Source organism: Pseudomonas sp. BIC9C (assembly GCF_034541995.1).
GTDB lineage: Bacteria > Pseudomonadota > Gammaproteobacteria > Pseudomonadales > Pseudomonadaceae > Aquipseudomonas > Aquipseudomonas fluorescens_CC.
This window is the reverse complement of the sequence record NZ_JAWDGM010000001.1, coordinates 1,979,120-1,993,346: the sequence shown is the minus strand read 5'-3', so window position 1 is coordinate 1,993,346 and position 14,227 is coordinate 1,979,120. Positions and strand designations below refer to the sequence as shown.

12 protein-coding genes and 1 pseudogene are annotated in these 14,227 nt (G+C 61.0%); 9 read left to right on the top strand and 4 right to left on the bottom strand.

Going from position 1 to position 14,227, the window contains the following annotated elements:
- Positions 1-102: 102 nt before the first annotated feature.
- The gene (locus RS887_RS09310) at positions 103-927 is read right to left on the bottom strand and encodes an NAD(P)-dependent oxidoreductase (RefSeq protein ID WP_322615120.1); all 825 of its coding nucleotides are present in this window, start codon (positions 925-927) and stop codon (positions 103-105) included.
- Between the two features lie 323 nt (positions 928-1,250).
- Between RS887_RS09310 and RS887_RS09305 the strand changes: the two genes are divergently transcribed.
- On the top strand, positions 1,251-1,457 hold the full coding sequence (locus RS887_RS09305; RefSeq protein ID WP_322615119.1) for a hypothetical protein: 207 nt from the start codon (positions 1,251-1,253) through the stop codon (positions 1,455-1,457).
- Between the two features lie 151 nt (positions 1,458-1,608).
- Here the strand turns inward: RS887_RS09305 and RS887_RS09300 are convergent, their stop codons facing one another.
- Complete coding sequence (locus RS887_RS09300; protein WP_322615118.1) at positions 1,609-2,649, bottom strand: low specificity L-threonine aldolase; 1,041 nt, start codon at positions 2,647-2,649, stop codon at positions 1,609-1,611.
- 132 nt (positions 2,650-2,781) lie between these two features.
- Here RS887_RS09300 and RS887_RS09295 point away from each other — a divergent pair, with 132 nt between their 5' ends.
- The 8 genes and pseudogenes from RS887_RS09295 to fdhA all read left to right on the top strand — a co-directional run bounded on the left by RS887_RS09295 (position 2,782) and on the right by fdhA (position 12,808).
- Positions 2,782-3,534, top strand: coding sequence for a TraX family protein (locus RS887_RS09295; RefSeq protein ID WP_322615117.1), 753 nt, complete (start codon positions 2,782-2,784; stop codon positions 3,532-3,534).
- Between the two features lie 282 nt (positions 3,535-3,816).
- Positions 3,817-5,070 (top strand): serine hydroxymethyltransferase, encoded by a 1,254-nt coding sequence (glyA, locus tag RS887_RS09290; protein ID WP_111285555.1) that lies wholly within the window; start codon positions 3,817-3,819, stop codon positions 5,068-5,070.
- A gap of 23 nt (positions 5,071-5,093) precedes the next feature.
- Positions 5,094-6,344, top strand: a complete 1,251-nt coding sequence (locus tag RS887_RS09285) for a sarcosine oxidase subunit beta family protein (RefSeq protein ID WP_322615277.1) — start codon at positions 5,094-5,096, stop codon at positions 6,342-6,344.
- A 14-nt stretch (positions 6,345-6,358) separates the two neighbouring features.
- The gene (locus RS887_RS09280) at positions 6,359-6,688 is read left to right on the top strand and encodes a sarcosine oxidase subunit delta (protein WP_007980417.1); all 330 of its coding nucleotides are present in this window, start codon (positions 6,359-6,361) and stop codon (positions 6,686-6,688) included.
- Positions 6,685-9,702 (top strand): sarcosine oxidase subunit alpha, encoded by a 3,018-nt coding sequence (locus RS887_RS09275; RefSeq protein ID WP_322615116.1) that lies wholly within the window; start codon positions 6,685-6,687, stop codon positions 9,700-9,702. Before RS887_RS09280 ends, RS887_RS09275 begins: the two co-directional genes overlap by 4 nt.
- A gap of 65 nt (positions 9,703-9,767) precedes the next feature.
- A complete protein-coding gene (locus RS887_RS09270) occupies positions 9,768-10,400 on the top strand; it encodes a sarcosine oxidase subunit gamma (protein WP_085716467.1) in 633 nt (210 codons plus the stop codon).
- A 150-nt stretch (positions 10,401-10,550) separates the two neighbouring features.
- Positions 10,551-11,408, top strand: coding sequence for a formyltetrahydrofolate deformylase (gene purU, locus RS887_RS09265; RefSeq protein ID WP_322615115.1), 858 nt, complete (start codon positions 10,551-10,553; stop codon positions 11,406-11,408).
- A gap of 201 nt (positions 11,409-11,609) precedes the next feature.
- Positions 11,610-12,808: pseudogene (gene fdhA, locus RS887_RS09260) on the top strand (formaldehyde dehydrogenase, glutathione-independent).
- 70 nt (positions 12,809-12,878) lie between these two features.
- Here fdhA and RS887_RS09255 read toward each other — a convergent pair.
- Both RS887_RS09255 and RS887_RS09250 read right to left on the bottom strand, forming a co-directional pair.
- Positions 12,879-13,553 (bottom strand): anti-sigma factor domain-containing protein, encoded by a 675-nt coding sequence (locus RS887_RS09255; protein WP_322615114.1) that lies wholly within the window; start codon positions 13,551-13,553, stop codon positions 12,879-12,881.
- A complete protein-coding gene (locus RS887_RS09250; protein ID WP_111285691.1) occupies positions 13,550-14,176 on the bottom strand; it encodes a sigma-70 family RNA polymerase sigma factor in 627 nt (208 codons plus the stop codon). The genes RS887_RS09255 and RS887_RS09250 overlap by 4 nt, the downstream gene beginning before the upstream one ends.
- Positions 14,177-14,227 lie beyond the last annotated feature (51 nt).

The following is a 14,227-nucleotide window of genomic DNA, read 5'->3' as shown; positions in this document are numbered from 1 at the left end:
CGAGCCTGCTCGCGATGGACGTCAACGGTAACGCTGGCGTCCTGATGCCCCGCGTTGTTCTGTCGTCCATCGCGAGCAAGCTCGCTCCTACAGGGAGGGTGATCAATCGATAAACAGGTCCGTCATCAGCTTGTCGCTGCTGTCGGGCGCGAACCGATAGTGATCGAACTCAGTCACACCGTTTTCCCGCAGTATTTCCTCATCGATCAGCAAACGCCCGGTCAGGCTGCGGTTCGCGCTGCTCAGGATTACATGAGCGGCATCGGCCATGATCGCGGGCGTACGTGCATGCTTGAATGACTCCCGTGATCCCAGCTGAAACTCGATGGCGGCGGTGGCGATCATCGTCTGTGGCCACAGCGAATTGACGCTGATGCCGTAATTCCTGAATTCCTCACTCATACCCAGGGTCAGCATGCTCATGCCGTATTTGGTCACGGTATAAGGGCTGTATTGGGCGAACCATTTGGTAGCCAGGTTCAGCGGTGGCGACAGGTTGAGGATGTGCCCGGCGGACTTCTTCAGATAGGGCAACGCAGCCTGGCTGCAAAGCAATACGGCGCGGGTATTGATCTGGTGCATCAGGTCAAAGCGCTTGAGTTCAAGGTGCTGGACTCCGGTCAGCTTGATCGCCCCGGCATTGTTGATCAGTGCATCGATACTGCCGAAATGTTCGTTGGCCTGGGCCAGCGCCTCACGTACGGCATCCTCTTCACGCACGTCCACCTGCAAGGCCAGCGCCTTGCCACCTGCGGCTTCCACTTCCCCGGCCACGCTGAAAATCGTCCCCGGCAGCTTGGCGTGGGGCTCGGCGCTTTTGGCTGCGATCACAATATTGGCCCCATCGCGTGCGGCCCGTAGCGCGATCTCGCGGCCGATGCCACGGCTGGCGCCGGTAATGAACAGGGTTTTGCCTTGCAAAGACATGCGGATGCTCCTGATTGTTGTTATCCGTGTGAATCTGCAGTCAATGTAGACCAAGACTTTCTGGCATCAGGAACGAAACTGCATGTCAGTTCTTTACGTGATGTGTAGCAACTGACGTAGTCTGCGTTCGGCGGCGCGGCCGCCTTGAGATCGAACGACGCGGTGTTGGGATCACCGAGGAACACGAAGCCGAGGGCTGCATCCTGTCGTGCTGGAGCGTGCCGAAGGGCGTGAATGGAGTCCGGATCGGTGTGCGTACTCCTGGCAACTTCTTTGCCAGGAGTACGCAAAATGCGCATCTATTTGTCAGGAACTGATGTGGCATGGAGTTCAATTCGATAATTATCACCGTCGAAGATGAAATATTTATCGCTGACGACCATCCATTTGTTCGGGTACCCTGCCGGCGCAGGCATGTGGTCGCCGATTTGTATGACCTGGTGGAAGGATTCCCCGGGGTACAGCTTTTCGGATTTCAACGTAAAGGTATTGGTTTTATTGGCCATGGCAGTTTCACCCTGTCAGGTTAAATATCAATCTTCATTCGGAAATGACCTTGCTCCCCAAAAAACTGCAACAATCCTTTTTAGGTGATCCGATGGTAAGTTCGCTGTAAATAGCAGCGATACTGTAATAGTTGACAGTGTCGACCAGTGGTGCGTCGACTACCCGGCCGAATGTTCAATTCCCCATTACTTCCCGTATATCCGCAGCCAACTCCCGCACCCGCTCTTCCTCTGTGTCCCACGAGCACATGAAGCGTGCACCGCCGTTGCCGATGAAGGTGTAGAAACGCCAGCCCCTGGCGGTCAGTGCCGCGATGGCCGGTTCCGACAGTTGCAGGAATACGCCGTTGGCCTGCACCGGGAACATCAGTTCCACGCCGGGAATGTCGCTGACCAGTTCGGCCAGCAATTGCGCGCAGCGGTTGGCGTGGTTGGCGTATTTGAGCCAGGCGTCGTTTTCGAGGATGCCGACCCATGGTGCCGACAGGAAGCGCATTTTCGACGCCAGTTGCCCGGCCTGTTTGCAGCGGTAATCGAAGTCTTCGGCGAGTTTGTGGTTGAAGAACAGAATCGCCTCACCCACCGCCATGCCGTTTTTGGTGCCGCCAAAGCACAGCACATCGACGCCGGCCTTCCAGGTCAGGTCAGCCGGGCTGCAGCCGAGGAAGGCGCAGGCGTTGGAGAAGCGTGCGCCGTCCATGTGCAAGTTCAGGCCCAGTTCCTTGCAGGTGGCGCTGATGGCGCGGATTTCGTCCGGGGTGTAGACGCTGCCGACTTCGGTGGCCTGGGTCAGGGTCACGACGCGGGGTTTGGGGTAGTGGATATCCTGGCGCTTGAGCGCGACCTCTCGGATCGAGTCCGGGGTCAACTTGCCGTTTTCAGTGCGGGCGATCAGCAGTTTGGAACCGTTTGAGAAGAATTCCGGGGCGCCGCATTCGTCGGTTTCGACGTGGGCGGTTTCCGAGCAGATCACGCTGTGGTAACTCTGGCACAGCGACGACAGCGCCAGCGAGTTGGCGGCGGTGCCGTTGAAGGCGAAAAACACTTCGCAGTCGGTTTCAAACAGTTTACGGAAATCGTCGGAGGCGCGGGCGGTCCACTCGTCGTCGCCGTATGCGCGCTGGTGGCCGTGGTTGGCCTGTTCCATGGCCGCCCAGGCTTCAGGGCAGATGCCGGAATAGTTGTCGCTGGCGAATTGTTGGCTCTTGTCGGTCATGGCCTGCTTCCGTGGTCGAGATGCCTATGGTGAAGCGTCCCGTGGTCAATGAGGGTGCGCACTGTACCCAAGATCGTCAGGTGGAGCGCACAGGATGTCGCTGTTTGGAACATACACAGTCGAAGGGCAATTATGCACGTGACAATGCACAAGATCATGCACAAGGCCATGCACTTAAAGCAGCGAGACGGGGCATTGGATCTGCTCAAGTGGCTGGCGCTTTTGAGCATGCTGCTCGATCACTTGCGATATGTCGGTTATTCCGCCGATTTGCTTTATGTGCCGGGACGCCTGGCGTTTCCGTGGTTCTGCCTGGCGATGGCGGCCAATCTGGCGCGCGTGCGGACTACGACGGCCGGTGGTCAGTGGCGCTATCTGGCCTGGCTGTTGCTGTTCAGCGCGGTGAGTGAAATTCCTTACCGAATGTTCATTCCCAATCCCGACACCTTGAATGTGCTGCCCACCCTTGCCTTGGGTCTGCTGGTGGTTCGTGGCTGGCAGCAACCGGCGCTTGCGTCGCGACTGCTGGCGGCCGGCGCGGTACTGCTGGCAGCGTTCTTCTCCCGGCGATTGATGTTCGGCTTCTATGGCGTGTTGTTGCCGTGGGTGATGTTTCTGGTATTGCGACGGCCCTGGTATTTCGCGCTATTGGCGGGGCTGGTCTGTCTGGTGGCCAATCAATGGCAGGTCCTGTATCACGCCGCTCGCCTGGGCAATATCGCGGCGATTCCGGCCATCGTCACGTGTCTGATTGCCCCATGGCTCGGGTTGTTCCTGTTGCGACATGCCGGGGGCGTAAAACCACCACCGATACGGCGCTGGGCGTATGCCCTGTATCCCGCGCATTTCGTCGCTTTGCTGGCTTTGCGTCAGGTGCTCGCATAACCCTGTGGGAGCGGGCTTGCCCGCGAAGCAGGCGCCACGGTACTTCAGGCAAACCGCGTTATCGTTCTTCGCGAGCAACCCCTCTCCCACAAGGGATCCAGGCTGATTTGCGGTTTGTGTCCGGCTTGCCATTTCCCGCCATGTCGTAAACGCACCTTTGCGTGGCGTCCGTAGGCATTTGACGACTCCAAGCCAGTCATACCATCGCTATCAAAGGGCACTGCCGAAAAGCCAGTGCCTCACCGAGACGAATGGCGCACCGCCGCCGCTGGGAGAGACGCGATGTTCAGCAAGCAAGACAAGATCCAGGGTTACGACGATGCACTGCTGGCGGCGATGAATGCCGAGGAGCAACGTCAGGAAGATCACATCGAGCTGATCGCGTCGGAGAACTACACCAGCAAGCGCGTGATGGAAGCGCAGGGCAGTGGTCTGACCAACAAGTACGCCGAAGGTTATCCGGGCAAGCGCTACTACGGTGGCTGCGAGCACGTCGACAAGGTTGAAGCCCTGGCCATCGAACGCGCCAAGCAACTGTTCGGCGCCGATTACGCCAACGTGCAACCACACTCCGGATCCTCGGCCAACAGCGCCGTCTACCTGGCCCTGCTGCAAGCCGGCGACACCATTCTCGGCATGAGCCTGGCCCATGGCGGTCACCTGACCCACGGCGCCAAGGTGTCGTCCTCGGGCAAGCTGTACAACGCCGTGCAGTACGGCATCGACACCAAGACCGGCCTGATCGATTACGACGAAGTCGAGCGCCTGGCCGTCGAGCACAAGCCGAAAATGATCGTTGCCGGTTTCTCGGCCTACTCCAAGACCCTCGACTTCCCGCGCTTCCGTCAGATCGCCGATAAGGTGGGTGCGTTGTTGTTCGTCGACATGGCCCACGTTGCCGGTCTGGTCGCTGCCGGCCTGTACCCGAACCCGCTGCCTTACGCTGACGTGGTCACCACCACCACCCACAAGACCCTGCGCGGTCCACGTGGCGGGCTGATCCTGGCCAAGTCCAACGAAGAAATCGAGAAGAAGCTCAACGCAGCCGTATTCCCCGGTGCCCAGGGCGGCCCGCTGATGCACGTGATCGCCGGTAAGGCGGTGTGCTTCAAGGAAGCGCTGGAGCCAGGCTTCAAGGCCTACCAGCAACAAGTGATCGACAACGCCCAGGCGATGGCCGGCGTATTTATCAAACGCGGCTACGATGTAGTGTCCGGCGGCACCGACAACCACCTGTTCCTGGTCAGCCTGATCCGTCAGGGCCTGACCGGCAAAGAGGCGGACGCCGCCCTCGGTCGCGCCCACATCACTGTGAACAAGAACGCTGTCCCGAACGATCCACAATCGCCGTTCGTGACCTCCGGCCTGCGTATCGGCACCCCGGCGGTGACCACGCGCGGCTTCAAGGTGGCCCAATGCGTCACGCTGGCCGGCTGGATCTGCGACATCCTCGACAACCTCGGCGATGCCGATGTCGAGGCCAATGTCGCCCAGCAGGTATCGGCCCTGTGCGCGGACTTCCCGGTTTATCGCTGAGTGCGGTTTTGGAGTAAATGACTATGCAACGCTACTCGGGCTTCGGCCTCTTCAAACACTCCCTCAGCCACCATGAAAACTGGCAGCGCATGTGGCGTACGCCGACCCCTAAAAAGGTCTACGACGTGGTCATCGTCGGCGGTGGCGGGCATGGTCTCGCCACGGCTTACTACCTGGCCAAGGAACACGGCATCACCAACGTGGCCGTGGTCGAGAAAGGCTGGCTGGGCGGCGGTAACACCGCGCGCAACACCACCATCGTGCGTTCCAACTACCTGTGGGACGAGTCGGCGCACCTGTACGAACACGCGATGAAACTGTGGGAAGGCCTGTCCCAGGACCTCAACTACAACGTGATGTTCTCCCAGCGCGGCGTCTACAACCTCAGCCACACCCTGCAGGACATCCGTGATTCCGAGCGTCGGGTCAGCGCCAACCGCCTCAATGGCGTGGACGGCGAACTGCTCGATGCCAAGCAGGTTGCCGACGAGATCCCGTATCTCGACTGCTCGAAGAACACCCGCTACCCGGTGATGGGCGCTACCGTCCAGCGTCGCGGCGGCGTGGCCCGTCACGATGCCGTGGCCTGGGGCTTTGCCTGTGCTGCCGACGCCTTGGGCGTGGACCTGATCCAGCAGACCGAAGTGATCGGTTTCCGCAAGGAAAACGGTGTGTGCATCGGCGTGGAAACCAACAAGGGCTTCATCGGCGCCAAGCGCGTCGGCGTAGTGACTGCCGGTAACTCCGGGCACATGGCCAAACTCGCCGGTTTCCGTCTGCCGATCGAATCCCACCCGCTGCAAGCGCTGGTGTCCGAGCCGATCAAACCGATTATCGACAGCGTGATCATGTCCAACGCCGTGCACGGCTACATCAGCCAGTCCGACAAGGGTGACCTGGTGATCGGCGCCGGTATCGACGGCTACAACGGCTACGGTCAGCGCGGTTCCTATCCGGTAATCGAGCACACCATCCAGGCCATCGTCGAAATGTTCCCGGTGCTGTCCCGCGTGCGCATGAACCGTCAGTGGGGCGGCATCGTCGACACCACGCCGGATGCTTGCCCGATCATCTCGAAAACTCCGGTACCGAACATGTTCTTCAACTGCGGTTGGGGCACCGGTGGCTTCAAGGCAACACCTGGCTCGGGCAACGTGTTTGCCGCAAGCCTGGCCAAGGGTGAAATGCACCCGTTGGCTGCACCTTTCTCCATCGACCGCTTCCACAGCGGTGCGTTGATCGACGAACACGGCGCTGCAGCAGTCGCCCACTAACAGGAGAAATCCCTATGTTGCATATCTTCTGTCCTCACTGCGGCGAACTGCGCTCCGAAGAGGAATTCCATGCATCCGGCCAGGCGCACATCCCGCGCCCACTGGACCCGAACAGCTGCACCGACGAGGAGTGGGGCGACTACATGTTCTTCCGCGACAACCCTCGCGGCCTGCACCACGAGCTGTGGGATCACGTTGCCGGTTGCCGCCAGTACTTCAACGTCACCCGCGACACCGTGACCTACGAGATTCTCGAAACCTACAAGATCGGCACCAAGCCACAATTCACCGACAAGACCGATAGCCCGAAAGCGGCCAGCACGGCTCTGGGAGAGAAGGTATGAGCCAGATCAATCGCCTGTCCAATGGCGGACGGATCGACCGCAACAAAGTCTTGACCTTCACCTTCAACGGCCAGGTTTACAAAGGCTTTGAAGGCGACTCCCTGGCCGCTGCACTGCTGGCCAACGGCGTCGACATCATCGGTCGCAGCTTCAAGTATTCCCGTCCGCGCGGCATTTTCGCCGCCGGTGCAGAAGAGCCGAACGCGGTGCTGCAGATCGGTGCCACCGAAGCCACGCAGATCCCGAACGTGCGTGCTACGCAACAGGCGCTGTATCAGGGCCTGGTCGCCACCAGCACCAACGGCTGGCCGAGCGTGAACAACGACATGATGGGGATTCTCGGCAAGGTCGGCGGCAAGCTGATGCCACCGGGCTTCTACTACAAAACCTTCATGTACCCGCAATCGTTCTGGATGACCTACGAGAAGTACATCCGCAAGGCTGCCGGCCTTGGCCGCTCGCCGACCGAGAACGATCCGGACACCTACGACTACATGAACCAGCACTGCGACGTGCTGATCGTCGGCGCTGGTCCTGCCGGTCTGGCAGCTGCCCTGGCGGCTGCGCGCAGCGGTGCCCGCGTGATTCTCGCCGATGAACAGGAAGAGTTCGGCGGCAGCCTGCTCGATTCCCGCGAAAGCCTCGACGGCAAGCCGGCCACCGAGTGGGTCGCCAGCGTCATCGCCGAGCTGAAGAACACCCCGGACGTGCTGCTGTTGCCGCGCGCCACGGTCAACGGCTACCACGACCACAACTTCCTGACCATTCACGAACGCCTGACCGATCACCTCGGCGACCGCGCTCCGATTGGCCAGGTGCGTCAGCGCATTCACCGGGTCCGTGCCAAGCGAGTGGTACTGGCGACCGGCGCTCACGAGCGCCCACTGGTCTACGGCAACAACGACGTGCCGGGCAACATGCTGGCCGGCGCTGTCTCCACTTACGTACGCCGTTACGGTGTGGCGCCGGGCAAGAAGCTCGTGCTTTCGACCAACAATGACCACGCCTACCGCGTTGCCCTGGACTGGCTCGATGCCAGCCTGCAAGTGGTGGCCATCGCCGACGCCCGCAGCAACCCGCGTGGTGCGCTGGTGGAAGAAGCACGCGCCAAAGGTATCCGCATCCTCACCGGCAGCGCCGTGATCGAGGCCCGTGGCAGCAAGCGTGTGACCGCTGCCCGTGTGGCCGCCATCGATGTCAAAGCCCACACCGTGACCAGCCCTGGCGAATGGCTTGAGTGCGACGTGGTGGCCAGTTCCGGTGGTTACAGCCCTGTGGTTCACCTGGCTTCGCACCTGGGTGGCAAGCCGATCTGGCGTGAAGACATCCTCGGTTTCGTACCGGGTGAAGCACCGCAGAAACGCGTATGTGTCGGTGGCATCAACGGCGTTTACGGCCTTGGCGATTCTCTGGCCGACGGTTTTGAAGGCGGCGCCCGCGCCGCTGCTGAAGCCGGCTTCCAGACAGTCGAAGGCGTACTGCCGAAAGCCCTGAGCCGTCTCGAGGAGCCGACGCTGGCGCTGTTCCAGGTGCCCCATGAAAAGAACACCGCACGGGCACCGAAGCAATTCGTCGACCTGCAAAACGATGTCACCGCCGCCGCCATCGAACTGGCGACCCGCGAAGGCTTCGAGTCGGTCGAGCACGTCAAGCGCTACACTGCGCTGGGCTTCGGCACCGATCAGGGCAAGCTCGGCAACGTCAATGGCCTGGCCATCGCTGCCCGCTCGCTGAACGTGACCATCCCGCAGATGGGCACCACCATGTTCCGTCCGAACTACACGCCAGTGACCTTTGGCGCTGTGGCCGGTCGTCACTGTGGGCACATCTTCGAGCCAGTGCGCTACACCGCCCTGCATCAGTGGCACCTGAAAAACGGCGCCGAGTTCGAGGATGTTGGCCAGTGGAAACGTCCGTGGTACTTCCCGAAATCCGGTGAAGACATGCACGCGGCAGTGAAGCGCGAATGCAAAGCCGTGCGCGACAGCGTCGGCCTGCTGGACGCTTCGACCCTGGGCAAGATCGACATCCAGGGCCCGGACGCCCGCGAGTTCCTCAACCGCGTCTACACCAACGCCTGGACCAAGCTCGATGTGGGCAAGGCGCGTTACGGCCTGATGTGCAAAGAAGACGGCATGGTGTTCGACGACGGCGTGACGGCATGCCTTGCCGACAACCATTTCGTCATGACCACCACCACCGGCGGCGCGGCACGCGTGCTTCAGTGGCTGGAGCTGTACCACCAGACCGAATGGCCGGACATGAAGGTGTACTTCACCTCCGTGACCGACCACTGGGCGACCATGACCCTGTCCGGGCCGAACAGCCGCAAGCTGCTCAGCGAAGTCACCGACATTGACCTGGCCAACGAAGCCTTCCCGTTCATGACCTGGAAAGAAGGCCTGGTCGGTGGTGTGCCGGCGCGGGTGTTCCGGATTTCGTTTACCGGTGAGCTGTCGTACGAAGTCAACGTGCAGGCCGACTACGCCATGGGCGTGCTCGAGAAAATCGTCGACGCCGGCAAGAAGTACAACCTGACGCCGTACGGCACCGAAACCATGCACGTGCTGCGGGCCGAGAAGGGCTTCATCATCGTAGGGCAAGACACTGACAGCTCGATGACCCCGGACGACCTGAACATGGGCTGGTGTGTCGGTCGCACCAAACCGTTCTCGTGGATCGGCTGGCGTGGCATGAACCGCGAAGACTGTGTGCGTGATCAGCGCAAACAGCTGGTTGGCCTCAAGCCGATCGATCCGAACAAATGGCTGCCGGAAGGGGCGCAGCTGGTGTTCAACACCAAGCAAGCCATCCCGATGACCATGGTCGGTCATGTGACTTCCAGTTACCTGCACAACTCCCTGGGCTATTCGTTTGCCATGGGCGTGGTCAAGGGCGGCCTGAACCGCATGGGCGAGCGTGTCTTCGCGCCATTGGCGGACGGCAGCGTGATCGAGGCGGAAATCGTTTCTTCGGTGTTCTTCGATCCGAAGGGTGAGCGCCAGAACGTTTAATTGCCTCCGATCGTTCCCACGCAGAGCGTGGGAACGATCAACACAGAATTCAGGACAGGTGCTTTATGACCGCAGCCAATGTTTACCAACAACGCCCAACCTCCGGGGCCAAGGCCGAGTCGTCGCTGCATCACGCCGACCTCGCCAGCCTGGTGGGCAAGGGCCGCAAGAACGCCGGCGTGACCGTGCGTGAGAAAAAACTCCTCGGCCACCTGACCATCCGCGGTGATGGCCACGACGCCGCGTTCGCCGCGGGCGTGCACAAGGCCCTGGGCATCGAGTTGCCGGGCGCGCTGAGCGTCATCGTCAAAGGCGAAACCAGTTTGCAATGGATGGGGCCGGATGAGTGGCTGCTGATCGTGCCGACCGGTGAAGAGTTTGCCGCCGAGAAAAAACTGCGCGAAGCGTTGGGCGATCTGCACATTGCAATCGTCAACGTCAGCGGCGGCCAGCAGCTCCTCGAACTGAGCGGCCCGAACGTGCGCCAGGTACTGATGAAGTCCACCAGCTACGACGTGCACCCGAACAACTTCCCGGTGGGCAAAGCCGTCGGCACGGTGTTCGCCAAGTCGCAGCTGATGATCCGTCACACCGCCGAAGACACCTGGGAACTGTTGATTCGTCGCAGCTTCTCGGATTACTGGTGGTTGTGGTTGCAGGATGCTTCTGCCGAATTCGGCCTCAGCGTTCAGGCCTGATCACCACCGTCACTGTAGGAGCGAGCCTGCTCGCGATGGACTTCAAGGCAACGCGTTGAATCAGAAAGAGCGCGTCATCGTTGGCCTCCATCGCGAGCAGGGCTCGCTCCTACAGTAGGCATCCATCGAATTCTCAGGAGTCACCGCACCATGAGCCGCGCCCCAGACACATGGATTCTGACCGCCGACTGCCCAAGCCTGCTCGGCACGGTGGATGTGGTGACCCGCTTTCTGTTCGAGCAGGGCTGCTACGTCACCGAGCACCATTCCTTCGATGACCGGCTCTCGGGCCGTTTCTTCATTCGTGTGGAATTCCGACAGCCCGATGGCTTCGACGAGAAGTCGTTCCGCGCGGGGTTGGCCGAGCGTGGTGACGCCTTTGGCATGAACTTCGAACTGGTCGCGCCGAACTATCGGCCGAAAGTGGTGATCATGGTTTCCAAGGCCGATCACTGCCTCAACGATTTGCTTTATCGCCAGCGCATTGGCCAGTTGTCGATGGACGTGGCCGCCGTGGTCTCCAACCACCCGGACCTCAAGCCACTGGCCGACTGGCACCAGATTCCGTACTACCACTTCCCGCTGGATCCGAACGACAAGCCGTCGCAAGAGCGTCAGGTATGGCAAGTCATTGAAGAGTCCGGGGCTGAACTGGTGATCCTTGCGCGCTACATGCAAGTGCTGTCGCCGGAGTTGTGCCGCAAGCTCGATGGCAAGGCGATCAACATCCACCACTCCCTGCTGCCCGGTTTCAAGGGTGCCAAGCCCTATCACCAGGCCTACAACAAGGGCGTGAAGCTGGTGGGCGCCACGGCGCACTACATCAACAACGATCTCGACGAAGGGCCGATCATCGCCCAGGGCGTCGAGGCGGTGGACCACAGCCATTACCCGGAAGACCTGATCGCCAAAGGGCGGGATATCGAGGGGCTGACCCTGGCGCGGGCGGTTGGTTATCACATTGAGAGAAGGGTGTTTTTGAACGCCAATCGTACGGTCGTTCTTTAGATCGCTTTCGCTGGCAAGCCAGCTCCCACAGGTTTTTGTGTCGTTCACAAAATCTGTGGTTATTCCGGCCCACTGTGGGAGCGGGCTTGCCCGCGAAGAGGCCCTTACAAGCAACACAAGAAACAGCATCTGTACCCGAGCATTTAACGCGCTGCCTGCCTGGGCAGCGTGGTTCCATAAAAACAACAGCGAGGTGAAAGCATGTCTGGCAATCGTGGTGTGGTGTATCTCGGCGCTGGCAAGGTCGAAGTGCAGAAGATTGATTATCCGAAATGCAGGACCCGCGCGGCAGGAAGATCGAGCACGGTGTCATCCTGAAAGTCGTGTCTACTAACATCTGTGGTTCCGACCAGCACATGGTGCGCGGTCGTACCACCGCTCAAACCGGCCTGGTGCTGGGTCACGAGATCACCGGTGAAGTGATCGAGAAGGGCAGTGACGTCGAGAACCTGAAAATCGGCGATCTGGTGTCCGTTCCGTTCAACGTGGCTTGCGGGCGCTGCCGTTCCTGCAAAGAAATGCACACCGGTGTCTGCCTCAGCGTCAACCCGGCACGTCCGGGTGGTGCCTACGGTTATGTCGACATGGGCGACTGGACCGGCGGCCAGGCCGAATACGCCATGGTGCCGTACGCCGACTTCAACCTGCTGAAGCTGCCGGACCGCGACCGGGCCATGGAAAAAATCCGCGACCTGACTTGCCTCTCCGACATCCTGCCGACCGGTTACCACGGTGCCGTGACTGCTGGCGTTGGCCCGGGCAGCACCGTGTACATCGCCGGTGCCGGTCCGGTCGGTTTGGCGGCGGCCGCTTCGGCCCGTCTGTTGGGTGCGGCGGTGGTGATCATCGGTGACGTCAATACCATTCGCCTGGCTCACGCCAAGGCCCAGGGCTTCGAAATCGCCGACCTGTCCCTGGACACGCCGCTGCACGAACAGATCGCCGCACTGCTCGGTGAACCGGAAGTGGATTGCGCCATCGACGCCGTCGGCTTCGAAGCCCGTGGTCATGGCCATGACGGCGTGAAGCACGAAGCGCCGGCCACCGTGCTCAACTCGCTGATGGGCGTGGTGCGTGTGGCAGGCAAGATCGGCATCCCCGGCCTCTACGTTACCGAAGACCCGGGTGCTGTCGACGCTGCCGCGAAAATGGGCAGCCTGAGCATCCGCTTCGGTCTGGGCTGGGCCAAATCCCACAGCTTCCACACCGGCCAGACCCCGGTGATGAAGTACAACCGCGCGCTCATGCAAGCGATCATGTGGGACCGTATCAACATCGCCGAAGTGGTGGGCGTTCAGGTGATCAGCCTGGATCAGGCTCCACAGGGTTATGGCGAGTTCGATGCCGGCGTGCCGAAGAAGTTTGTGATTGATCCGCACAAGATGTTCAGCGCGGCTTGAGTCTTCACGCAAAATAAAACGGCGACCTTCGGGTCGCCGTTTTATTTTGCGGTCTTTTGCTCTTCTGCTTTCACAGTGCCGCCAATGCCCCTTGGTACAGCACCGGTCCCGTCGGCTGCCCGGTCGGCGAACCGCCCTTCGGTTCCAGACTGACCGCCAGCGCAATCGGCTTGCCGATCAGCGCTTTCTGCGCCTCGCTCAATTCGACCTTGCCTTTGCCTCCAGCCGGAATCACGCCGAGGGAGATCGGTTTGCCGTCCGCCGGAATCGCCCACAACTCCAGACTTTGCCCGGGTTCGACAGCCGCCAGCGTCAGTGGCTCGACTTGCAGGTAATGCTCGTGGGCCTGCACACGCAACGCCGGTTTCGCGTCGGCGTTGACCAGCGTGGCGCTGTAGCGGGCATCGTCGGAGATGTAGTGAACGCCGAGAATCACTGCAATCAGCAGTGAGCAAACCGCCGCTGTCACTCGTAGCCAGTTCCAGAACGGACGCTTCTCTGGCACGTGCAGCACTTGTGGTTCGATCCGTTCGGTAATGCCTTGCCAGACGCGATCCGGCACCGGTTGCTCCGGCAGGGCTTCGGTCAGGCTGACCAGGCTTTCCTGCCACTGTGCCAGTTCCGCACGCAAGGCCGCATCTTCCAGCAACAGCTGTTCGAAACGCCGACGCGCGGTGGCGGGCATCAGGCCAATGGCATAGTCGGCGGCGAGGGCGCGGCGCAGGGTCGGGGTTTTATAGTTCATGATTCAAGGCACCTGCGCAGGCGCTCCAGGCCGCGGCGGATCCAGGACTTCACCGACCCCAGCGGCGCGGCCAGGTGTTCGGCCAACTCGGAGCACGACAGTCCCTGGAAATAAGCGACGGTAATCGACTGGCGCTGCATGCCTTCGAGGCTGTCCAGGCAGCGGCTCAAGGCGCTGGCTTCACGGGCACTGTCCAATTGCTCGTGGGCCGATGGACTTTCATCCACAAGCATCTGTTCTTCGAGATCACTCAAGGGCCGATCACGGTGTTTGCGCAACTGGTCGATGGCTTGGTTGCGGGTGATGTTGATCATCCAGGTCAACGGCGCCGACAGATGCGCTTCGTAGCGCGATGCATTGTTCCAGATGCGCACGAAGCTCTCTTGCAGCACCTCTTCGGCCAGGTCCGGACGGCCCATGAATCGCAGGGCGACACCGTGCAGCCGAGGTCCGACGCTGCGGTACAGCGTCTCGAAGGCGCGGCGGTCACCCAGTGAACACTGGGCCAGCAGTTGCCTGAGCTGATCGGTGTCGGTGATGGGAATAGCGGTTCTCCCGGAAAGCAGGGCAGGGGGCCGGTTGCAGGCAGAGGTTAGTTCACAGCGTGCAGTTGTTCCATTCACGGCGAACACCTCGGGAGGACCGCCGCCCCCGGCGCGCGGGGACGGCGGCAC